The sequence below is a fragment of the Bacteroides faecalis genome, from assembly GCF_003865075.1.
GTDB classification, from domain to species: Bacteria; Bacteroidota; Bacteroidia; order Bacteroidales; family Bacteroidaceae; genus Bacteroides; species Bacteroides faecalis.
In genome coordinates this window covers 174,156-199,499 of sequence record NZ_BHWB01000001.1, presented here as the reverse complement: position 1 = coordinate 199,499, position 25,344 = coordinate 174,156, and the positions used below count along the sequence as shown (strand labels likewise).

Sequence of the window (25,344 nt, the reverse complement as noted above, 5' to 3'; positions counted from 1 at the left end):
TTTTAGAAATCAAATTTAACATAACATGTGAAGTTTCTATTGATCGGATAAGCGGAACCATTACGTTCTTGAGCTTTACTTTCTGTTTCTGGATCCCATAATTTAAATGGGCTCCATGTGTACAAGTTTTCACCGATAAAACCTACTTGCATATTACTTATAAAAAACTTACGTGTAAAAGCAGGAGGTACAGTATAACTGATCTCAATGTTCTTCAAACGAATATAACGTCCGTCCTGCAACCAGAATGTCGAGTTTTGTCTATTGTTTTCGTTTGCTCCAAAAGTCAAACGCGGCCAAGAGGCATTAGGGTTCTCTGTGGCGGGATCTCCTGAAACATCTCTGGATATCCAGCGGTTAGCATCTGCTACTAATTGTAAAACATTTCCTTTTGTACCATCATTGAATGGATGAATTCCATTACCTGTCATGTAGAAATCGGATTTACCGCTTCCTTGAAATAATATGCTTATGTCGAAATTCTTCCAATTAGCACTGATTCCTGCTCCATATTGAATGCCGGGATATGTTTTATACCCCAATGGAACTTTGTCGTCACCGTTAATTTTGCCATCACCATTTACATCTTTGTATTTGATATCACCAGGCAATACCTCTTTGCCTCCAAATTCTTGAACGGGACTACTACGAATATCTTCTACATCTTTGAAAAGTCCCAATGCTATATAGCCACGTGTTTGGTTGGACCTGAATCCTCTATCCATTTTATACCACAATTCATTTGCTGCTTCGTCTTTATCAATAATCTCTGTATTCTGGTAAGTCATATTACCACGTATGGTGAATTTCACCTGGCCAATTTTCTCTGTCAATGACGCGTTCCAGTCAAAACCTTTAGACTGCATTTTACCTACGTTGGCCATTGGAACTTTATCTGCTAAACCTGTGGTTTCCGGCATATGGTTACGTGTCATAAAGATATCGTCTCGTTTATCCTTGTAAAAATCAATCGATCCTTGGAATTTACCATTGAATAAATTCATATCAATTCCTAGATTGTATTTTTTGGCCACTTCCCAAGTTAGATTAGGCGTACCGATAGTACCATTACGATAGCCTGTTATGAAGTTTGTTCCAAATTCTCCGAAATTATAACCACCATTTACATTCACTAATCCTATATATGGAAAACGACGTCCACCAATTACATCATTACCTACTTCCCCATAGGAAGCCCGGATTTTTAGCATCTCTATCCAGGGAGCAATCTTTTTCACAAAAGGTTCTTCCGAAATAACCCATCCAGCAGAGAATGCCGGAAAGAAACCAAATTGTTTTCCCTTTTCAAAGTTCTCAGATCCGGTATATCCCCAGTTGGTTTCTACCAAATAACGATCCAGATAGGCATAGGTAAAGCGTCCTGAATAAGCCAAGTTACGTTTTGGAATAGAAGCAATAATATCTTCACCGAGATTCGTATCCGATAGTTCTTGCATATATACCATCGCAAATGCACCAAAACGGTGTTGCTCATTAAACAAACGAGAATAATTCAAATATGCTTCCGTGTAATAACGCTTATTCCCCGATGTCGAAGAGTTTTGTGTCATCAACGAAAGATCTCTTACTTTTCGTAGAACAAGATTCCCACTGGCATCACGCGTCCTGTCCGCCTCCCATAATTCAGGGGTTTTGACACGATTAACTTCATTTCCATTAAATGTATCAAATGCAAATGTTCCCTTAAATTTTAATCCTTTTGTAATAAAGTCCAGATCCTGTTCTAAGCTGATATTGGTCTCCATTTTATTCTGCCAGATAGTTTTATATCCGGTTTTTGTCATATAGTATTCCGGTGTCTGAGTACCACCTATAGATGGTTCTTGCCCGGTAGAATAGCGTCTGGGAATAGTAAGTGCGGATAAACTGGAAAAAGCTTCCCATATATTCTCACCTTTACTTCCCGGTTGCGTACGATTTATTAAATAGCCACCAATTCCAATTTTTACAAGTGTCGATTTTGTAACATTCATATTTACGTTGGCTCGGTAATTGAAGCGCTCGTACGTGGTGTTTGTATTATACTTATTCTCGGTGCTTTTACTTTTGTAGATACCTGCTTGATTAGTATATCCTAATGAAACGAAGTAGGTTACATTGGTACCACCACCACTCATATTAATATTGGCCATGTATCTGGGTGATGTTTTTTTCAGCATCAGATCTCTCCAGTTTACGTTCGGATATAGATCCGGGTCCATGTTATTGGCAATAATATCTAATTCCTCCCTTGTGTAACGAGGTAGTTCGTATCTTCCGACCGTTGCTTCATTTGCTAGGTTGGCATAAGTTAATGCGTCTACATAGTCGGGCATCTTTCCTCTGAAGTCTATACCGCCTTGTACTTTTGCACTGATTTTCACTTTACCGGCCATACCCTGCTTGGTAGTAACCAACACAACACCGTTTGCACCGCGCTGTCCGTAAATGGCGGTAGCCGAAGCATCTTTTAATACAGAAAAGGTTTCGATATCTTCTACTGGGATCTCATTAAAACTTCTTTCCACTCCATCTACCAGTACTAAAGCACCTTGATTGGCTCCGAACGTACTGATACCACGAATCCAGAACTCAGACATATCGGCTCCGGGTTCACCACTGCTTTGTACAGCGATAATACCCGGGACAACACCTGCCAGTGAGTTGGTGATATTGGAACCCGGTGATTTCAACTGTGACACATCAATGGTCGTATATGCACCTGTCAGTGTTTTCTTCTGCTGGCTACCACTTGCGGTAACTACTACTTCGTCGATGGTTTGATTATCTTCTTTCAGGATGACAATTACTTCTTTTTTATTTTTTATACGTGTAACGGGTAATTCTTGAGTTGTATAACCAATATAAGAAATAACCAATACATCATATTCCCCAACTTTGATTTTGAACTTTCCATCCAAGTTAGTAGTTATACCTAGTCCCGGTTGATTTTTAGCAACGATAGTAGCTCCGATAACCGGATTCCCTGTTTCATCCTTTACGATTCCTTCTATTTCTTGTGAAGAATTTTCTTTCTGTAATTGTTGTGCTTGTAGTTCTGTCGGTATGCTCCACAATGTGACCACAAGAAGAAACAACATACATAGTTGTTTTATATAATTGTTCATAATTCTTTGATTTTGAGTTTCATGTTATTCGATTACGACCTTTCTGATACAATGATTTCCGCGGTCGGCCACATATAAGGTATTTCTGTGGAATGTCAGAGCTTCCGGTTCGAAGAATTTGGCCTTATCCGGCAGTCCGTCAGCATGTCCGCTTTCACGGGGCTTCCCGGCATACAGGGACACAGTTCCTTTCGGAGTTATTTTGCGTATACAATGATTAAACTTATCGGGTATTAGCAGGTTACCTTCTGGGTCCAGACATGGACTACTTGGCGAATTGAAGCGGGCTGCCAGACCTTCACCATTTTCGTAGCCTGATGTAGACCATTCACCTGCGAAAGGTTCTGGAGTGCCGAATGTATGAGTAGCTGCGTCGTAAGATACTTTGTAGATACAATGTTTGCCACGTAACACTAAATAAAGGATATCTCCTTCCTTATTAAATAATAAGCGCATATCCATAGCGTTATAGCTACCTCTTACATTAAACATTTTTTCGTATCCGTTTGGAGCGTTTTTGTTGTACTTATAAACGGCTCCTTCATCGTTATGGTCAAAGAATAATTCTCCTGTTTTAGGATGTATAGCAACTGAAGCGGTACTAGATTTAGGAAAATTGATCAATGCTTTAACATTGACAAAGTTAGCTTCCCGGGTAGAATACATCACAGACACATCATTTCTTACATCAGCCGAATTCCAACGGTTCGCCATAAATAACGTATCTTGAGTGCTATTGAACGCAAAACCATTACAAGATTGGTAAGGACCGGAACTATTATATACGAGCGTTTCCACTTCTCCGTTAGATGCTTTTCGAAGCGCTCCGTTTTTACTTTGTCCACGACCTTCATCCGACCAATAAATCGTACCGTCTTTATCAGTAATTATTTGCCACGGGCGGCGTAAAAGGGCTACTGTGTACGCTCCATCAAGACGCTCGTCAGCTGCTTGTTTTCCGGGTGTACCAATCAATGTGGATACATTACTCTTGAACATATATTTGAATTCTCTATCGGAAGTGTATTCCACTTCTTCTTCTCCTTTTCTAATATATAAGCGAACATATCCCGTATCGGCCCGAGCAGGTACTACAGCATACAAAATATTATCATTGACTCTTACTACCTTTGCTTTTAATTGATTTACTGTCACTCGTACATAGTTGGTGTCCGTACCAAAATTGCTCCCTTTGATGATTAGCTTAGTTCCTAATCCTCCACTGTCTGGATAGAAAGTTTCAAAGGTTGATTCTACATCCGCTTTAGGCGGGTAAAAAAATTCTGAATTACTCTTTATCTCATTATTGTCACAGCAAATAACGAAGAAAGAGAACAGCACCATGTATATCGGAAGCACTGCTTTTACTTTACCACTGTTTAATTTAAAATTTTCCATAATTTTTAGATTGTGATTATTAGTAAGATTAATATCTCATTAACTAATAGCATCTATTTTAAAAATGCTATAATGCTTTTCTCGGAGGTGATTTAATATTGTTTTTCATATTTAAATACTAGAAGGTTTTATCGAATTTATTTCATTTAATTTAGTGACGAATTAAACTAAACTCTATTAATAGAATGATTAATCTTGGGTTAATTAATCGGATAAACTTATTAATCCTTTTACTTTTCAGCCCGATTAATCCAATTTTCTATTTTTTGTATACAATCTATTGTTCTCGTACACGAAGCTATTTATACATTCCCAACAATTTGCTTGTTTGCTCTTTATTATGTTTCATTCTCATTCTCCAAATAAATTCTTGCAGGCTGACACATTTAAAGTTGGCCGGCAATCTTCGTTGACACATGGCAGCTGCACCTGCACCTGAGACATTTCCTTTAGCAGTTTCTCCTACCTCATCATCCGAGTTACTTATATCTGCAAATGAGCTCCAGGCATGAATATCTATCAGACTGAAATCTGGTTGCTCTTTTTTGAGTAAATTCGCTACATAAGCTGGAGTTCCTTGTCCACCTGAGTTATTCTTTCCGAAATTCCAAATTGTATACCTGACTGTAATTACGGGAATCTCTATCCCATCATTATTGGTATACCAATAAGTTTCACCATGACCTCCATTATAAGGTACATACTGCACCACAATAATTCCTTCCAGCCAATTATTTGCTTTAATGAAAGTTTTATAAGCATTTTGAGCTTTTTCTGATTTTGCATCATTGGTGAATAATCCAAGTACTTTGACACGATGTTGGCGCATGTGTGCCGATACTTTATTTGCTAAAATATTCAGTTCTTTTTGAGTATCTTTTCCGTTGGCGCTGGCAAAGTCATCTATATAAATGTATCCGCCACCACAGTTTTCTACTAAAGTATTTTCAACACCTTGATGATCGACGATGTTTTTGTAAACGGGAGGAGCAATCATACTTAAGTTAGTTGAGGGTATTCCAAATGACAACTTTACATTTTTTGCCTGACTGTGCTTGAACCAATCGTTATACCAAATGTGGAAAACCCATTGTACATTATCCCCATCCGACAGATAATAACTAATATATTTGTTAGTATCATTTTCCGGATAAATTCTATTGGCAGGATTTATCACATTGACAAGCAGGTCTTTTTGATTTTGAGAATAATTGAGTGAGGTAAGGGACATATTCATGTAGTAATTGCAAGGTACCATTAAATGTCCTTTCTCGCTGATTTTCTGGACAAATGAGTGCTCATCCAAATCTTCCCAGCCATATATTGGCGAACAAGGTGCCAACCAATCTAATACATCGTCCAATAGCTCCCAATTATGGCCTTTGTCATTTCTGATGTTTAGGACGAACAGCCTGTTTACAATGGCAAAATCTTTCATGTCATTGGTTAAAGACCCCATCAGTACCAAAGATTTGTTGTTACACTTATCTTTAAATTCTTTCCAGGCATCTTTGGTTGTTTTCTTCCTTGCATCATAAACCATTCTTAATCCCAGCTCATCATACACAGCTTTATCACGAATATCCACTATGATAGCACTGTGTACATGGGAAGCAACAGCTGCAACGGGTGAACTTTCGGGATTCTTCGTTACGTCTGTCAATACATACCCTTTTATTAATTGGGAGAAAACACCGGATTTCAGCAAAGCAATCCCATCAAGTTTTGATATTTCTTTGGAGCCTTGTTTCTTTAAATCCTCTTTGCATAGGGTATAAGAATAGCGATTGTTAGGATCTTCAAGCCAAATAGCATCATCCACCTCTTTGTTTTCAACTGCTCGGTTCACAATGCCAGCTAAAGATTGGCACATATTTGTATAAGGCAGTCCTTTTCTTAGTTCCGGATAATTCTTATCGGTTTCTGTATTGCCCATTGGACAAACATAATACCCTTTTGGAATAACTTTAGATTCCAACGACCAGAATTGCCCGCAATTATTTGATTCATCTATTTTTGCAAAATAATCGGATTTGGATTTTGCGGAATCGCTTCCTGCATGTCCCTCTATTTTGGAGTCTTTACAACCGGAAGATACCATTAGAAGAATCAAATAAAATAAATACTTTTTCATTGGATTTGATTTTAAAGTTACTATTTATAATCCCCATTTTATATTCGCTTTTTCACTTGTTTTGTATTTGATGAATGCTCCATTTTGTATTTCAGTCCAGTCGATCCATGTCTTTTTTGCTTTCTTTCCATTGATTTCCATACTGTGGATATACGGTTTGGACATACTTCCTCCTTCTATTTTCAGTTTTCCTTTGGGAAGGTGTAAGGTGATATTCTTGAAATAAGGTGTACTGACACTGAACCCTGCCACTCCAGGTATCATCGGATATAGTCCGATAGAGGCGAATACATACCATGACCCCATTGATCCACAATCATCATTGCCGGGTAAACCATTTGGTAGTGAGGTGTACATTTCATTTAGGATTCTGTGTACCGTTTCGGATGTTTTGTAGGGACGCTCTGTCCAGTTATATATCCAGGGAACCTGGAAATCCGGTTCGTTGCCGGCTGCATAATAATGGTCGTCATAGCCGGCATCCAAACGTACAAACAAACTATCCAGACGCTGAGACGCTGCTTTCTTACCTCCAATTGTATCAATCAATGTTTCCAAATCATAAGGTACCATCCAAAAATAGTTCTCTTTGGTTGCTTCACGCCAATCGTGGTCGGGATTTTTCCAACTCAAGTCATGATTATGTCGTGAACGCAACCATTTGGTAGAAGGGTCGTATAGATTTTTCCAATTTAATGAACGTTTCATGAAAAAGGATGCGTCATGATCGTTTCTTATTGCTTGCAAAGCAAATTGGCCGATGGCATAATCTGCTGATGTATATTCAAGACATAAGGAAGCATTTTCTATTCCTTTAGTTAAGTAATTAGATAATCCCGGGCGTACTTCTACATTTTGTGAATAGGTACCGGGTATGCAGGCGCCACGTTTCATGTGTTTGAAAGCTGTTTGAGTATCGAAATTCTGTCCTCCGAAAGCATAGGTATTAGCAATGATGATAGGCATGGGGTCGCCGTGCATCACCCCGGTTTCTATATTGGCAGCAATCCATCGTCCATAACCTCCTGCTTGTTCAGCGAAATCTATGGCAGATTGCATCATGTCGGAGGTCTCTTTGGGATAAAACATAGCTAAAAGTTGGCATTGTGTACGATAGGTATCCCAACCGCTAAAAGTAGTGTAATATTCTCTTCCGGGTTGTACTTTATGAACTGCAAAATCGGCACCGATATATTCACCGTTCACATCATTGAATATATTGGGATGGATCAATGTATGATACCAATGTGTATAAAACTGGGTTAGTTTATCTTTATTGTCCGAATTCACTTCTATTTTGCTCAAATGTTTGTTCCATTCATTACGCGTATCTGACAATACCTGTTGGTAGTTGCGTTTATTATTATCTAACCGTAGGTTTTCTTTGGCATTTTCGATGGATACGTAAGAAATGGCTACTTTGTATTCTATTATATTCCCTTTTGTGGCGTCAAAAGTAAAATATCCTCCGGATTTAGCTCCACCGATCTGATCTCGGTCCTTTTTTAAATTATCTCCTTTCCAAGTCCCAAATTCTTTCGCTTCATGGTCAAATTCAGCGGCAAAAAATATACGATAATCAGTCTTGTATCCACAAAAATCACCTCCTTCGGCGTACCCTTCACAAGAAGAAGGGGATGTGATTTTTATAAAAGCGTTGGAAAGTTCTGTAGAACTGACTCCGGAGCCGACTAATACAGTACCTTCTTTATTGTCAGTAGGAAAAATGAATTGAGTGATTCCGCTGCGTTTGGAAGTAGTAATGTTACAGACGACTCCGTCTTTCATTAGAAGGGAAAGGCAACCTGCTGTGGATTCTTTGACGGATTTATAAGGTGGGTAGTCGTTCATATCTTTAGGAGATTTTGTTAATTGTCCACTGATGGGAAGTATAGGGAAATTACCCATATGTGCACATCCGGATCCGGACATTTGATTGACAACGATCCCTTTCTGGGGCGAAAAGAATGAAGGGGTGAGTTGTATCATTCCGAAGGGGTAACTGGCACCTATATAAGTGTATCCACAACTTAGTCCGTTGCCTTCACTTCCGATACGAGTGTCTACTAAATGTGCATAGTTTGTACTCTGTTGTTTCTGCTCTGTAGTTTGAGCATTGCTGTTTTCACAAATAAATATCAATAAGAAAAGTACTGGTAAGAAAATGAGTAAGTGGTTTCTTTTCATTGCAATGATTTTTTAGATTAATTCGTGGCAAAGAAACGTAACTGCTATTAATAGGGGGATTAAATTCGGGTTAATTAATTGCGGATTTTCTTTAATTCTATCATTATAAATTCTATCTTTGTCTCAAAGTAAGTCCTAATATTATGGCTGTCAACACAAAATATAAGTTTTTATTTATTCAACTGATAATACTACTAATTGCAATTCCTCATTTAAACGCTCAGGGTTTAATGTTCTATGGAAATAAATTACCTATTGAGCAACGGACTTCTTACACTCTTTTTGATAAGGATAAACTGCCAGTCTTTTCCGATTATGTTGATATTGAATTTGATCTGAAAATATCTCAAAGCGATACATTCGGTTATTTGCTTCATTTGATTGATCCTGAAAACCATGATGCTTATAGTTTGACCTATACTTCTGTGAATAATGAGACAAGTATTTTTAAGTTCAATACAGAGGGAAAAAAGAACCACATTGCTATTACCATGCCTAATGATTCGATTATATCGCACTGGCTGAGGGTGAAACTGCATATAGATTTTTTGTCAGGAAGAAGCAGAATGGCGATAGGCAGTCAGAGTACTAATGGCGATATCGGACTTGTGACGCAGTTGCAGCATGTACAACCTATGTTTATTTTCGGACGAAGAGAACATCTAGTAGATGTTCCGGCTTTTTCGATCAGGAAATTGAGAGTGTCGGATAAAGCGGAGGATTATAGTTTTCTGTTGAATGAAAGTAAAGGGAGTCTTGTGCATGACAGTAAAGGTAAAATAAGAGGAACGGTGATAAATCCCTATTGGTTAATTAATGATTCTTATCATTGGAAACGAGTGGCAACATTTAATTCGTCCATATCTATGGGAGCCAAATTTAATGTTGAAGCACAAGAAATACAGTTTATCACTCCAGACTCTTTCTTCACTTACCAGGTAGATACAAAGAGATCTTTGAAAAGACCTTATGCCAATGAAATGCCGGTAAAAATGCAGTTGGGTACGAACTATATCAATGGAGCAACCGGAAACATCTGTGCTTATGAAATCAATAACTTGCCGATAGGAAGTATTACGATGGCTTCTTTAGATCAATCAACTCTTATGTGGCAACCGTTAGGCAAAGCATTTACCAAGGTTCAGTTACATCATCATAATGGCTTTTGGGATAAACACAATAATCGTTATTTGGTATTCGGTGGGTTCGGTAACAGATTGTATAGCAATAGATTTCTAACGTATAATGCATCGGAGGACAGATGGGATACGCTTCACTTTGAAGGAGATAATATAGCACCGCGTTTTTACTCCTCAATGGTATCTTCCGGAAAAGGGAACTATCTGTATATTTATGGAGGAGTTGGTAATGAGTCCGGTGATCAGAGTATCGGTCATGATTATTATAATGATTTATATGGAGTAGATCTGGAGCGACGGACTATTGAGAAATATTGGAGTCATCCGATCGAAGAAAAAAGAGTGCCGTCCGAACAAATGATTTTATCAGAAGACGAGAAATCATTGTATACCATTCGTTATGCTGAATATATTAAATCTACTTATTTGGAGCTGTACCGGATATCAGTAGAAAATGGTGATATGGAACAATTGGGTGACTCTATCCCTTTCATTTCCGGTTCCATTAAGTCTACAGTTTCATTGTTTCATAATCCGGTACTAAATGAGTTCTATTGTGTGACTCAGGAAGTAGATGAATACGCTAAGCAGGTAAAAGCAGTAGTTTATACGTTGGCGGCTCCTCCTGTCGGTAGTGCCGAAATGGAATATTATTCTATGGAAAAGGGTAGTATAGGGTCTTTGAAATGGTTTCTCTCCTCTTTAGCATTGTTGGTACTACTTCTTGGGGGGATAGTATTTATATATGTTCTCCGAAAAAAGAAAGGAACTAGGGACAGTAATAATAAAACTATCACTGATGTTTCATCAGATATTTATTTCCCAAATAGCATAAAGAGAGATGAAGAAGATATTTCTGGTTCGGCAAGTATAAGTCCGCTAGTCAAGCGGCAAGCAGAATGTAATAAGATCTATGTGTATGGCCGATTCACGATTTATGGTAGGACCGGACGTGACATTACTTATCTATTTAGCAAGAAACTGAAATACATCTTTTTATATATCTTGTTAGATAGTACGGGAAAAGGAGAAGGTGTTAATTCTTCTTCGTTAAATGAGATTTTCTGGCCTGATAAGTCGGAAGACAAGGCAAAGAATCTGAAAGGTGTGACTATTAGTAATCTTCGTAAGGCATTGTCGGAGTTGGATGGTATCAAACTTGTCTATGAGAGAGGTATTTTCAAAATCTCAATAGATACAGATATCTGTTACTGTGATTACTTCAGTTTGCATAATCATTTAGCTACACATCCACAGTCTTGTGGGGCTTTCCTGAATATATGGGAAAGAGGGCGGTTGCTGGAAAACGAGGAGTATTCTTTGTATGACAAATACAAACAGTGTTCGGAAGATATAATTTTCTCTTTGTTGCCTAGGGATCTGCCTATATATTATCAACGGAATGAGTATTCTTATGTGTTGCGAATTTGTTTCATTATTTTGCGAAGAGATCCTCTCAATGAAACAGCTTTGTCATATTGCATACGTTCTTATAAGAAATTGAATGATTTTGCAAATCTTTCTAAGATCTATTCCATATTTATTATTGAATACCGTAAAAGTATGGGAGAAGATTATAAAAAAACTATAGAAGAATTGCTACAAGAAAAAAAGAAAGTATAGTTTATATCAGAGAAAAGACTTATAACTTCCAAACTTACAAATTCATTTCAATCGTCTCACAGAACCCTTCCACAGCCTTAAATTACTGCTTAGAGAAAGAGCCTTGATTGAGACGGTCAATGACGAGTTGAAGAATATTGCACAGATTGACATTTTAGACACTGTTCGTTCAATAACTTCATTGTCAATTAATTGGAGGCTATAGCAGCATATTGTTTCTTTGAAAAGAAATCCGCCATTGAACTTAATTTTGTCTATGACGGACGACTTACTGTTTTTTTGAGTTTATATTGAACTTACGTTATTTAAATGATTTTCCCGGAATTGCATCATAAAATATTATCTCCTTCAATATACGAGAGATGGTCTATCTCAATATTATGGAAGGATATTGCCATCAAAGAGTGATCTTCTCAAAATAAAGTTTGATGGAATTGGAGCAATTCCGGGGAATTCTATTGTTGGGTTAAAACAGGATTAAGTGTTTTATTCTGGTGCAGTGGTAGGACCCTCAACATACAGTCGTCCATTTTCATCCACACCCATTTTGTCGATAAAGACTACGCGCTCATTTCCTGTTTTTTCCGTACGGCCATGATAAACGCAATACATCTGTTTACCATCTTTCGACCAGGTAGCACTGTTGTGTCCGGTACCTGTCACAATACCGCCTTTTTCTATGTTCTTTTCCAACACCGGGTTATCAGGCGATTTGATAAATGGGCCGAGTGGGTTCTTGGAGGTAGCATAACCTACTGCATAATTCTTTCCCCCGAAATAATTAGCCGAATACATCATATAGTAAGTGTCCCCTTTCTTAAAGGTATAAGGACCTTCCGACCAACGCCGATTTACCTCTCCGGTAGTTACGGAACGGCTTTCCCATTCGGATTGCTTATCATCCAATTTTAGCGGTGGACGGAGCAACAGGATCGGTTCACCAATTACCTCTGTTAAATCAGGTTTTACCTCAATACCATAAATCCAGCTTTCTTCTATTTCATCAAATTTGCCTTCTTTTTTGGCCTGTTCTGCAATTTCACTTTCTACCGGGTTCTTATAGCAGCAACGGGAATAATACAGGAAGGTACGCCCATCTTCGGTATCTATCAGATTACCATCAATTGCAGGATAACCCGGGTCGAACAGAGGAGCTGAAGAAAGCTCTTTAAAGGGACCAGTTGGCTTGTCGGCTACAGCTACTCCAATACGGAAATTCTCCAATTCTTTTGTTGGGTTTACTTTCCAGTCTGCACTGAACAGCATATAAAACTTACCATTTCGTTCATATACTTCTGGTGCCCAAAAGTTGGCTACTGCCCATGAACCTTCGATGTTACCCCGGTAAACCTGTCCTTCATCCTTCCAGTTCACCAAATCAGGCGAGGAATATACACTAAAGCCATCTACAGCTCCACCGCCGGTTCCATACATATAATACATACCGTCTGAAGCCAATAATACATAAGGATCTCCAAACTTTACCGGTAGTGGATTTATGGATACTGTCGGTTGGGATTGATTTTCTTTTACCTTCGTCACGCAAGAAGAAAGCAGTAAGCTTGACAGAGCAAATGCCCAGATTGCGAATCTATTAACCTTTCTCATCTTTATTTCTCTAAGTTATATTGTTTATATTTAGTAAAGAGCTTTATTACTTTATAGTCGGAAAATGTTCAAAAGTAATAATTTAATCTCTTTTATGCTAATAATTCAACGAATTCTATCATCCGAAGGGTAGAACAGGTACACGTGTTTGGATTCTTGAATAGATGTACTGACAATCGTTTTGGATGAGTGCTAGACATAATCCAATAGCAGTGAAAACAATAAATTCTTTTCGGTTATTTCATAAAAAGAGATCTATTTATACGTATTCTAAAAAAAACATATAACTTTAGACCAATTTCTAATTATTCTTATTTTTAACCTTAAAAAAATTAGTAGGTAACATGAACTCTAAAATGACTCGAAAAGACTTCTTGCGATTATCAGCAATTGGACTTTCTTCTTTAATTGCACCTTGGTCGGCATCTGCTGCCCCAGTTCCGGTTCCGGGAAAATCTAAAAAAACTGAGGCTAACGATAAAATTAATATCGGTTTCATCGGTTTGGGACAACAGGCTATTCATCTCATGGCAGGTTTCATTACTATCCCTGAGGTACGTATTGTGGCTGGTTGTGATGTTTATGACATCAAACGTGACCGTTTCCAAAACCGCGTGACTAAGTATTATGCGGATAAAGGTATTAAGAACAAGCTGGACATGTATATCCACTATGAGGAACTGCTTGCCCGCAAGGACATTGACGCTGTAGTTATTGCAAGTCCCGACCACCAACATGCATTAATGGCAATTGCTGCTTGTCGTGCAGGGAAAGATATATATATCGAAAAACCGCTTACATTCACCATCTACGAAGGACAACAATTGGTTAAAGCTGTCCGTGAAAATGCCCGAATCTTGCAAGTGGGTAGTATGCAACGTTCCATGAACGAATTCATCCATGCCGCCAACGTTGCGCGCGAAGGACTGTTGGGTAAAATATCACTTATGAAAGCTCATGTGGGAGATGGACCTAAACCATACGATCTACCGAAGCAAGATGTTCCGCAAGGACTTGATTGGGACTTATGGCTTGGTCCTTTGGATACAAAATGGCATTACAACCATGAATTGAACCCATTGCTCAATGAAAATGGAGGTGATGAATGCTGGGGAGCATGGCGTTGGTATCAAGGAATGGGTGGTGGTTATACTACTGACTGGGGAGCACATATGTTTGATATCGGTCAATGGGCTATTGGAAAAGATGGCTCTGGTCCAGTGGAGATTCTTCCACCATCGGCAAGTCCTTATGACTGTCTTACTTTCCGTTATGACAACGGTATTGAGATGACACAACAAAAGTTTGACGGTGGTAAACAAGGAATCAAGATTATCGGTGAAAACGGTTGGATTCAAGTGTGTCGTGGTGAGTTCCTAGCTTCTTCTCCTGAATTCATGCCTAAAAAAGTCGATGAAAAGGCTGTTTATGAAACCAATGTACCGCATTATCAAATCTTCATCGATTGCATTCGTTCACGTCGTGATCCGAATGTTCCTGTTGAAGTGGGACATAGTTCTTGCACAGTATGTACATTGGGTAACATTGCCTATGAGCTCAATAGACCTCTACAATGGAATCCTATCGTACAGAAATTTGTAAACGATCCGGAAGCGACAAAGAAGCTTCATTACGACTATCGTAAACCATACACTTTGGAATAATACTTTCGAAGCAAAACAAAAAAACTACGGCAATACATATTACCGTAGTTTTTTTATCATCTATAGTGATCAAATACCAAATGATTTATTCCAAAACAGCTGCAAATCCTCCGTTTCTAGCCATTTTAACAGAAATTTTCTGTCCTTTCTTAACGTCTGAAGAATTAACCCGGTAATCCATTGCCTGACGTCCTGCATTGACACCGTCCTCAAATGAAGTAAGACGATAAGTCTTATTATCTTTCAGGAAATCAAGGTTAATTTCAAACTGTCTTTCATTTTCTTTATTATTGGTCATTCCACCGATGTACCATTTTTCTCCTTTACGTTTGGCTACAATTACGTATTCACCTACTTTAGCATCCAGCGCAACTGTTTCATCCCAAGTAACAGGAACTTGAGTAATGAAACGTGTACAATCTTCATTGCGATAGTATAAAGTAGGGTTATCTGCCAACATCTGCAATCCACTTTCGAAAATAACAAACAGAGCCATCTGGTAAGCACGTGTACCGATACTTGCTGAGTTTGGACGTTCGGAACGGTAAATATTTGGTTGCATACTGATCATAGCTCCCGGGGTGTAGTCCATGGGGCCTACTGCGTTTCTCATGAAAGGCAGATAAACACTATTATCCGGTACACAACCACCCATTTGTTCCATACCTCTCACTCCTTCGTAGGATAACACGTTCGGATATTTATATTCCAAACCGGCAGGTTTGAATGAGCCATGGAAATCAACAAATAAATGATGTTTGGCAGCCTCTTGAGCAACTCGTTCGTAAAAGTTCACCATCCACTGGTCGCTACGGTCCATAAAGTCAATTTTCACTCCTTTTACTCCCCATTCATTGAATGTTTTAAATAGATCGAAGTTCTTCTCTACTACCAACCATGTCAGCCATAGAACAATACCTACATTCTTTTCTTTTCCGTAACGAATCAATTCATGAAGGTCTACATCCGGATTAGGAGTATAAGGGTCACGAGTACTTTTTGCCCAACCCTCATCCATAATAATATAAGGAATACCGAATTTAGATGCAAAGTCAATAAAGTATTTGTATGTTTCCAGGTTACAACCTGCTTTAAATGTCACATCCTGTCCATAAGGAGTAGCTCCGTTCCACCATTCCCAGCTTACTTGTCCCGGTTTGATCCATGACACATCCTGCAACTGGTTTTTGGTAGCCAATTTATAGGTCATTGTATTTTCTAATATCTGCTTATCATCCTTTGTAATCACAAAATAACGCCATGGAAAATTTCTTTGACCTTTAGTCTTTGCGATATAATCTGCTTCTTTCAGGATTTTGAGACTACGGTCTCCATCGTCACCGAATTCAAGGGGTACTTTAGGGAAAGCAGAAGCTACACCGTTATTCCCTGTACTTTGCAAGAACATACAAGGATAATCCGATAAGTCGGATTCACTGATCAAAATCTTGTATGATTTCTTTGTATCAATGAGTATTGGAAGCACAGATCTTTTGTCTGAAGGTTGCCATGATGTGCTCGTAACGTGTGTGTAAGGCTCTTCATAAGCAGTCTTATATCCTCCCGGTTGTTGTAAGTGTAACAAATAATCTGCAGGGAATTGCAATGAAAAATCTTCTCCGAATACTTCGATATCTCCCTTCTGTCGAGTGATGAAACGATAAGCGATTCCATCGTTGAATGCGCGGAACTCTACGGAATAGTTGCCTTTGAAATTAAGCAAAAGTTGGTTGTATTCGTTGTTTACAGATGAATACTTTAACGGTACTATAGGAGTCAATTCTTCTTTAATACTAGCTCGTTTCTGTCCTGCTAGCTTAGGTTGCTCTCCTAAAGTTTGGTTTTTCAGCTTAAGCTTTAGTGAATTGTCTTTCAATAAAACCTCATTATTACAAGATACATCATAATAGATTTTATCGGCAAGACGAATGGATACTTTGATATCTCCATTGGGAGAATCCAGTTCCACGCTTTTTTGTGCCTGTGCACTTAATGATAAGTAACAAGCGAATAAGGATAAAAGGAAATACTTTTTCATTTTTGTTAGATTGTTATGGTGTAATATTCAATGTTTGATGTTTTGGGTTGCAACATTTGCAAATATAAGTATTTTAATTTTGCATATTATTCTCCATTTCTAAAAAATAACTCTTGAAGTAATAAAATTCATCACTTCGAATTTTTCAGCATTGCTCATTATATCCTATTTCTCAAAAAGAGCTTATCCTTTTACAAATGACATTCCTCCAAAGAATCCCTATACCAAAACCTCTTGCCATGATTGTTTTTACATTTTAATTGTTATGTGAGAATGCTCTCTATTTATGCGCAGGCAAAAAGATATCGGAAATATTTTGTAATAAGTTAATAGCTTTATCAGCGTTGCGGGCATAAAATTTTTCCACCTCTATTAATGAATAGAATAACAACTCAGAAAAGTTCCGGATGAGTTTTATTTTTCATCCGGGCCCACTCTTCTATATCTTTTTTATTTTCCTACGATAGGAAATTCTGAAATTCTAAGTGTTGTACATCCATAAGGAATCAATGTAATCTCCTTTTCAGTCCCTTCAGCACCACTACAGAAGGAGAATGGTTGAGGACCAGCCATTTCATTATAAAGTTGCCAGGTCGGTATAATTCTCGCTTTCATTTTAATTTCAATAGGTGCATTCTCTGTATTCCAGGGAAATTCTGATTTTTGTTTAGCCGGATCTATATTTATCTTGGCAACCTCATTTACTTTATTACGGTCAAAGCTAATAAGTCCATAATTCCACGGTTCTGATGAAGTTACCTGATAATAATAAGGACCGTACCAAGGCTCGTTAAATTCCTTTTTCTCCCATTTTTCTTCCATCTTAAGTGCATAAACCAATGGACCTCTTTCTATTGCTACAGCATTTTCATACCAAGTACTGGTTGAAATATCCATTGGGAGATGTAGGTCGATTCGGTCTTCTTTGGCCCACGTACGATTGATGATTACCATCTTTCCTCCTTCAGTAGATTGGTCCGGTTTTCCATTGATACATATCTCTGCTTTTTTACACCATTTGGGTATACGCAAATAGAGAGGAAAAGTAGTCTTTTTTTTCTTGTTTTTTATCTCTTGTATGGTAAAACTTATTTTATCATCCATTGGATAATAGGTATCTTCACTGATAGTCACTACACAATCATCACCCACTTTAGCGGTTACTTCAGAAGGAGAATAAGCCATCACTGCAAGTCCATTATCCGGAGTAGCATACCATAAGTTTTGTGTAAACTTGGGCCATCCTTGGTGCATATTAGAGGCGCAACATGGATATCCGGTCAATATTCCGAAAGTCAGGTCTGTCCCTCCATGTTCCTGATCGAAATTTCTTCGGTGGCGGCTTATCATTACTTGATTGGCTTGTTGGAAGTATTGCTTAGTCATGAAATCGTCTGATACCTGTGTTGGCAGAGCGTTAAAAGCAATCCTTTCCAGATGGTCCGCAAAGTCAATATCACCGGTAATTTCCATCATCTTCTCCAAAGAATACATCAACTCAACAGCAGAACATAATTCAGAACCCTGAGTAGGACAATTACCATGGAGTGCTTCATCTCCACCGTACATCCCTTGTGGTTGTCCATGGAATTGACGGATATCTTTAAAAGCTTCTTTTACAGTATTAATATATTTCTTGTCCGGTTCTTGCTGGTAGTAGATAATCGGTTCCTTGATTCCTTGAGCCAGATTCACACAATGAATAGTATTTATTCTTTTCAAGTCCCCCCGTTGCACCATATCTACAAAGCTGAAACTTTGGCTGTGGATTAACTTGCCTAAGTCTAATAAGAATGGTTCTCCTGTGAGATTGTATAACCAATATACAGCTTGTAGATTATCACAAGCACGAAATTCTGCCCAGAAACTCCAGTGCCCCAAACGTTTTTCTGGTAATGTCTTTAATTGATATTGGAAATAACGGCTCATAAATGAGAGTATCCGTTGGTCATTGGTAGCAGAATAATATTGTTGTAGAATCTTCAGAACTACCATTCTAGGCCACCAGTCGTGAGAATTGTCACGTTGGAGACCCGGTTCTCCGGGATAATCTTTCTCCGGTCCGAAAAATCCATTTTCACGTTGGCTTTTCAATGCCCATTCTACCCAAGGTTGTACTTTGTTTTTTAGTTCCTGATCATTCAGGATGTAGGCTAATGGGAGAAGTCCGTCAATCCAATAAGGCCCCCTTTCCCATTGGTCTCCGTCTCCTCCCAGCCATCCATTGCGACTTCCCATAACTTGTGGATAAAGTTCATCCATACGCCCTGTTGCCCCATTCTTTTGGCGTATTAGCATTTCTTGTAACCATCCTTTGGCTTTAATGCTTCCCAATGGAAGTTCAATAAAAGCCTTACGTTGTAGAGGGTAGCGATTATTTATGTAGTGATTGTGTTGTTGTCGAGGTTGAAGTTCACTACTCCATAAGTTGGAGTAGCAAACAACACTCATAAATAGGAAAAACAATCTTAATACCTTATCCGTAATCATAATCTATTCTTTTTAATTTGTTATCCTCTATTTTTTCTATATTAAGATAATCATATAAATTTATTTATTGATAATAGGCAATCATCCTAACCTACCTTATTCTCATAATTAAAGTCTATTGGCTCATTTCTTATTTAATAGCGGCAAGACGTCCGTACATTTCTACTATAGCTGCTTGTGTCAATAACCATTTTTTGTCATCTTTGTTATTACCGCTTAAGTCCGTGTTGAATAAGCCTTTCTCGTCCCGGGCATTCTCCCAAGCATAAGATAAGCTTTTGTTAAAATCATCGATATAGGTTTTATTATTATCTGTATTGTATAGTTCGATAAATCCTCTAAGCATAACAGCAGTAAACCATATATCTCCTTTCTTTATCATTTTAAAAGGCGCTCCTGTAGAAGGAATAAAGTCTGTGAAGAAATAGTTATGACATGCTTTAGCTATATTTTGAGCATCTTTTAAATAAGTGGGATTTTGTGTTAATTGATATAATAAGGCTGCTGATTGCATCATTTGACCGCTGTTGTAAGCAAATTTAGCTTTTCCTATTTTACCGTCAAGGCGTACATTATCATAATAAAGATAATCTGTTGAATCTTGCAGATTCTTTTGTGTCCATTCGTATAACTCTTTACCTTTCTTAAAATAGGCACTGTCATTAGTTGCTTTGAATAGTTTTAATGCATAAACAGATCCGGGTGCATTAGAGCAAGTATTTTTAGATCCCTTCTTTTGCTCACACCAATAGATACCTCCACCCAGTAAACTATCTGTTCCACTTTCAATGAATTCCCATATTAATTTGGCTTTATCCAGATATTTGGGATCTTTAGTAACTTGATAAGTATCAGTAAAATCAATGCCTAGCCAGATATTATCATCGTAAAAGCGATCTGAAGTAGGAGCAGTCCGTATATAAGATGCATATGCATTTGGAGTCCGTTCGGTATCAAAATATTCTTCTAATCCCGGTAATACCTGATTCTCCAATAACTTTAAGTATTTCTTATCTTGGGTGGTCTCCAATAAGGCATTAACTGCTGAAAACGTACCCGAGTAAGGCCATAAATAAGAATATTGATTAGGTATATTTGCTTGCTCTTCCGACGCTAAATAGGTCACTTTATGATTTTCGTTGAAAGGATAGTTTTCACGAAGTAAGCAAGTATTGGTTGCACTATAATTTTGATAAAGAGAATCCAGTGTTTGCTGAGCTCTCTCCAAATTTAAATTAGGCTCTGCTTGTTTTGTTGAGACGCAACTGGCGAGTGATGCTACACATACAACGTTTAATAAAAGACACAGTGATTTCATATTGTATTGATAATTATATTAAATTCAAAGTTTAATCTCAGACGACGGTGCAAAGTTATCGTAATTTGATAAAAAAGCATATACGAAGCTGTGACATTTATGTTTGTTGTTGCTTAAATGGCGTCAGAATATATATATATGTCCTAAATACGTACTCCTGTTGAGCCAAAAAGGAGACATTACAGGTGATTTTTCTGCATAGGCTTTGGAGTTTTTCCTTATTTTACATATCTTTCCGACAAATTGGACATCACGTTTTTAAATTAGGAAACCACTTCATGAAGAAACACAACTATAGGATAAAAAAGAGATTTTTTTTTAATACTACTTTGTTGCAAATTATTTCTCTCCTTTTGATCGCTCCGAAGGCAGATGCTTCATATACGTTACGACAATTCTCAAGTAAGAACGGATTGTCTAACAGTGCTATTCTTTCCATGTGCCAAGATAGTCATGGAGTGATATGGATCGGTTCTTGTGATGGATTGAACGTTTATGATGGTAATTATCTGGGATTATATAAATCTGCTAACTTAAATAATCGTCTTTCCGGCAATCTAATAGATAGAGTGATGGAAGGCGAAGAAGATGTAATGTGGATACAGACAAATTATGGTCTGGACCGTTTTGACACTCGTCATCAAACGATACAGAGTTTTAAACAGTTCAAGGACATAAACTTTATGGATAAAAGTCCGGATGGTGATTATTTTATTATTAAAGATGATGGCTATATATACTATTATTATCCGGGAGCCAAAGATTTTCAGAGACTTAATGTTGAGAAGATCAATTTTGAGAAAGTTCAACAGTTGAAAATTGATAGCTCTGGCATTCTTTGGGTGTTCTCTTCGGGCAATGATAACCGGAGTTATATGATAGAGAAAAATGGAGATCAGGTTTCTTTAATACCTTGCAACTATTTTAATCATCCTGAGCCCATATTATGGGCTTTTGTGGAAGATGGGATGCTTTATTTTATAGATAATACTTATTCGCTTTATGAATGTGAATTGCGTAACCGCAGGATATATTATGTGGCAGACTTAGAAGAAGAAATACATCGCCGGGGAGAAGTCTCCTCTATCATTAAACAAAAAAATGATTTCTTCATCGGCTTTAAAAATAGCGGATTGATTCGATTGGAGTATTTATCGAATTCGAAGTCAAAGTATGCGATACATCCTATCAATATTCAGTCAGGTATTTTTTGTCTGATGAAGGATCGGTTTCAGGATATTATCTGGGTAGGAACCGACGGACAAGGGATTTATATGTGTTTCACTAATGAATTTTCCATTCAAAATGTACTTCTGAATGCGCCTGAATATCGGGTAAATAATCCGGTACGCTCTTTGTTTCTGGATCAGGAGAAATCTTTATGGGTTGGAACAAAAGGTGATGGAATTTTAAAAATGATGAATTTTAATCAGGATGGAAAAACAACATCGCAAGTAGAGAGGTTTTCAACTGCTAATAGCTCTTTAGCGCATAATTCTATTTATAGTTTTGCTTCAAGCCGGTGGAATCGTTTGTGGATTGGTACGGAGAACGGGCTTAATTATTACTCGTATCCCGAAAAAAAAATAAAAGAATTCCCGGTGTGGGCAGATGATAGGACTGTGAAATATGTCCATTCCATTCTGGAGACCAATGATAGTACATTGTGGATTGCTACAGTTGGGGAAGGGATTGTTAAAATAATACTGGATACTTCCAGCTACGGATTTAAGGTGAAATCTGCCAAGCGTTTTGTTTTGGATGGTGGGAAAAGAGCTTCGAACTATTTTTTTGTTTCTTTCCAGGAAAACGATTCGACTATTTGGTTTGGTAACCGGGGATATGGTGCTTATAAAATGAATACGCATACCTGTCAATTGACACCTTGCCGCATTGACGATGTAGTGAAGAACCAGATGGTAAATGATATTTTTGCTATTTATAAAAATGATGAAGGATATTGGTTCGGTACGAGTTTTGGTCTAGCGAGGTTACATCAGGGGGAATATCGGGTGTATAATCAAATGGATGGTTTTCCGAATAATACGATTCATGGTATTTTGGAGGGTAGAGAAAATAATCTTTGGTTGAGTACCAATCAAGGGATGGCGAGGTTCAATGTACGAGATAATACTGTACAGACATATCGTCGGCAAAGTGGTTTGGAAGTGACAGAATTTAGCGACGGGGCTTTCTTCAAAGATCAATATACAGGCACCTTATTTTTTGGTGGAACCAATGGATTTATTACAATTACTGAGAACGAGCGTACTTCTGAAGAATATATGCCTGCATTATATTTCAACCGCTTGTCTATTTTTGGTAAAGAATATAACATATACGACTTCTTGAAAGGAGATAAACAGGAGACATTGGTACTGGACTATAGCCAGAACTTCTTTAATCTTTCCTTCCTTGCTGTCGATCATATTAATGGAAATAACTATACATATTCCTATAAAATAGATGAGTTAAGTGATAGCTGGATTGATAATGGACTTTCAACTAGGGCTGTTTTCTCTAATTTATCTCCGGGAGAATATACTTTGTTGGTGAAATATCGGAGCAATATTACAGGAAAAGAGAGTCAGCCATATTCACTGATTATTCGGATTATTCCTCCTTGGTATATGACTATCTATGCTTATATTGTTTATTTCATTCTTTTTAGTGCACTTGCGACCGGTTGTATTTGGCTTGTAGTAAATCGCTATCGCATGAAGCGTAATGTGATGATTGAACAAATGAACCAGCAACAACGTGAAGAGCTGTATGAGTCGAAATTACGATTCTTTACTAATATCACTCACGAGTTCTGTACTCCACTGACATTGATTAGCGGACCTTGTGAGAAAATCCTTTCTTATAGTAAAGTAGACGGTTACATTCATAAATATGCTTCCATGATTCAGCAAAATGCATTGAAGTTGAATGCACTGATATTGGAATTGATCGAGTTCCGGCGTTTGGAGACGGGTAATAAGCAACTTAATATTAAGCATATTCCCGTTACGGAACAGGTGCGTACCATTGCTGGATCGTTTGGGGAATTGGTTGAAAGTCGGAGTATAAACTATCGTTTACAACTAGAAGAAGGTGTAAATTGGAATACTGATATTAGTTGCTTGAGTAAGATTGTGAGTAATCTGATTTCTAATGCATTCAAATATACTCCGGAGCGTGGTTCTATCGCGGTTGAACTATTTGTAAGCGAAGAACAACTTTATTTTCGTATTTCCAATACTGGGAAAGGTATAGAAAAGGCTGATCTTACTAAGATTTTCGACCGTTATAAGATTCTGGATAACTTTGAGGAGCAAAATAAGAATGGCATTTCTCCGAGAAATGGGTTAGGATTGGCAATCTGTCATAGTATGGTGACTTTGCTGAACGGACAGATCCATGTATCCAGTATACCGAATGAAGTAACAACTTTTGAGGTAATATTACCTATGTTGGAAGTAACTGCCGAAGTTGAGGAAGAGAATTTGGCAGAAGAACCGGTTCTTCCTTCTGACGAACAGATAATAGAGCTTCAGAATACTTCATCTGAATATGATAAGAACAAACAAACCATTATGATTATAGATGATGATCCTTCTATGTTGTGGTTTGTAACAGAGATTTTCGTCAGAAAATACAATGTTGTTCCTTTGTATAATGCAGATGAGGCCTTGAAACAATTGACTCTCCAGTTGCCGGACTTGATTATCTCCGATGTAATGATGCCTGGAATGGATGGAATGTCGTTTGCTAAGAAATTAAAATCGGATAAACAGCTAAATCGTATTCCTTTGATTCTCTTGTCGGCACTTAATAATATCGACGAGCAGACGCGAGGTATCGAATCAGGTGCTGAGGCTTATATTACAAAACCTTTTAATGTAGAATACCTAGAAAAGGTAGTGAAAAGGCTTATGCAGCGTGAAGAAGATCTGAAAGAATATTATAGTTCAGTATTAAGTGCTTTTGAATTGAATGATGGTCATTTCTTGCATAAAGAAGATAAGGCTTTCTTTGAAAAGATGATGCAGAATATCGACAGCCATGTCCAAGATTCAGAATTATCGGTAGAACTACTTAGTAACTCTTTGGGATATAGTACGCGGCAATTCTATCGGCGATTAAAGAATATCACTGACAAGACTCCTGCTGATATTATCCGGGAATACCGTCTGACTATTGTAGAGCGTCTGTTGCTTACTACACAGCTTTCTATTGAAGAATTTATGGATAAAACCGGATTTACAAATAGAGGAACATTTTATAAGGTGTTTGCTCAGAAGTTTGAGATGACTCCTAAGCAGTATAGAAATCAGAAGAGGAAAGATATTCAGGCTATTTCAGAAGAAGAGTCGATGAATACGTAAAATATCTAAATTGGAGATTGTAAATTTGTAGTGTGGTGGTAGCCAATTTTGTTAGATAAAATAAATCTTATCAGTGAAAAGGACTTCTAAGGTTTGTTAGAGACAAAAGCATAGTTTATGTATCAAGATTTAGATTTCTTTCAGTAGGACATAAAAAAAGAACTTTCTGTAGCTTTACTTAGTTATATTCATTGATAAACGATAAAGACAGAAAGTTCTTTCTATTTTTCTAATACCGGATTCCTCA

At 37.7% G+C, this 25,344-nt stretch carries 11 protein-coding genes and 1 pseudogene; 4 read left to right on the top strand and 8 right to left on the bottom strand.

The genetic code is table 11. From position 1 onward, the window contains the following. Nucleotides 1-2: 2 nt before the first annotated feature. From EJF25_RS00775 to EJF25_RS00760, 4 genes are all read right to left on the bottom strand, one after another. The gene (locus EJF25_RS00775) at nucleotides 3-3,128 is read right to left on the bottom strand and encodes a SusC/RagA family TonB-linked outer membrane protein (protein WP_125039623.1); all 3,126 of its coding nucleotides are present in this window, start codon (nucleotides 3,126-3,128) and stop codon (nucleotides 3-5) included. Nucleotides 3,129-3,152: 24 nt separating this feature from the next. After that, the gene (locus EJF25_RS00770) at nucleotides 3,153-4,526 is read right to left on the bottom strand and encodes an IPT/TIG domain-containing protein (protein WP_125039622.1); all 1,374 of its coding nucleotides are present in this window, start codon (nucleotides 4,524-4,526) and stop codon (nucleotides 3,153-3,155) included. Between the two features lie 298 nt (nucleotides 4,527-4,824). Further along, nucleotides 4,825-6,660 (bottom strand): GxGYxYP domain-containing protein, encoded by a 1,836-nt coding sequence (locus tag EJF25_RS00765; protein WP_125039621.1) that lies wholly within the window; start codon nucleotides 6,658-6,660, stop codon nucleotides 4,825-4,827. A 24-nt stretch (nucleotides 6,661-6,684) separates the two neighbouring features. Further along, the gene (locus EJF25_RS00760) at nucleotides 6,685-8,847 is read right to left on the bottom strand and encodes a GH92 family glycosyl hydrolase (RefSeq protein ID WP_125039620.1); all 2,163 of its coding nucleotides are present in this window, start codon (nucleotides 8,845-8,847) and stop codon (nucleotides 6,685-6,687) included. A gap of 230 nt (nucleotides 8,848-9,077) precedes the next feature. Between EJF25_RS00760 and EJF25_RS00755 the strand changes: the two genes are divergently transcribed. Continuing rightward, nucleotides 9,078-11,609, top strand: coding sequence for a Kelch repeat-containing protein (locus EJF25_RS00755; protein ID WP_125039619.1), 2,532 nt, complete (start codon nucleotides 9,078-9,080; stop codon nucleotides 11,607-11,609). Between the two features lie 79 nt (nucleotides 11,610-11,688). After that, a pseudogene (locus EJF25_RS26425) lies at nucleotides 11,689-11,903 on the top strand (transposase); the annotation flags it as partial. Nucleotides 11,904-12,095: 192 nt separating this feature from the next. On the opposite strand, the gene EJF25_RS00745 reads toward EJF25_RS26425, so the two are convergent. After that, nucleotides 12,096-13,217: a glycoside hydrolase family 43 protein gene (locus tag EJF25_RS00745; protein WP_125039618.1), complete on the bottom strand. Its 1,122-nt coding sequence runs from the start codon at nucleotides 13,215-13,217 to the stop codon at nucleotides 12,096-12,098. Between the two features lie 344 nt (nucleotides 13,218-13,561). On the opposite strand from EJF25_RS00745, the gene EJF25_RS00740 reads away from it, so the two are divergent. Further along, nucleotides 13,562-14,881, top strand: coding sequence for a Gfo/Idh/MocA family protein (locus tag EJF25_RS00740; protein WP_125039617.1), 1,320 nt, complete (start codon nucleotides 13,562-13,564; stop codon nucleotides 14,879-14,881). An 85-nt stretch (nucleotides 14,882-14,966) separates the two neighbouring features. Here the strand turns inward: EJF25_RS00740 and EJF25_RS00735 are convergent, their stop codons facing one another. The 3 genes from EJF25_RS00735 to EJF25_RS00725 all read right to left on the bottom strand — a co-directional run bounded on the left by EJF25_RS00735 (nucleotide 14,967) and on the right by EJF25_RS00725 (nucleotide 20,727). Further along, nucleotides 14,967-16,919: a glycoside hydrolase family 97 protein gene (locus EJF25_RS00735; protein ID WP_125039616.1), complete on the bottom strand. Its 1,953-nt coding sequence runs from the start codon at nucleotides 16,917-16,919 to the stop codon at nucleotides 14,967-14,969. Nucleotides 16,920-17,369: 450 nt separating this feature from the next. After that, nucleotides 17,370-19,409, bottom strand: a complete 2,040-nt coding sequence (locus EJF25_RS00730) for a beta-L-arabinofuranosidase domain-containing protein (protein ID WP_370685676.1) — start codon at nucleotides 19,407-19,409, stop codon at nucleotides 17,370-17,372. A gap of 130 nt (nucleotides 19,410-19,539) precedes the next feature. Beyond that, on the bottom strand, nucleotides 19,540-20,727 hold the full coding sequence (locus EJF25_RS00725; protein WP_125039615.1) for a glycoside hydrolase family 76 protein: 1,188 nt from the start codon (nucleotides 20,725-20,727) through the stop codon (nucleotides 19,540-19,542). A gap of 278 nt (nucleotides 20,728-21,005) precedes the next feature. Here EJF25_RS00725 and EJF25_RS00720 point away from each other — a divergent pair, with 278 nt between their 5' ends. Then, nucleotides 21,006-25,097, top strand: coding sequence for a hybrid sensor histidine kinase/response regulator transcription factor (locus EJF25_RS00720; RefSeq protein WP_125039614.1), 4,092 nt, complete (start codon nucleotides 21,006-21,008; stop codon nucleotides 25,095-25,097). Nucleotides 25,098-25,344: the final 247 nt, after the last annotated feature.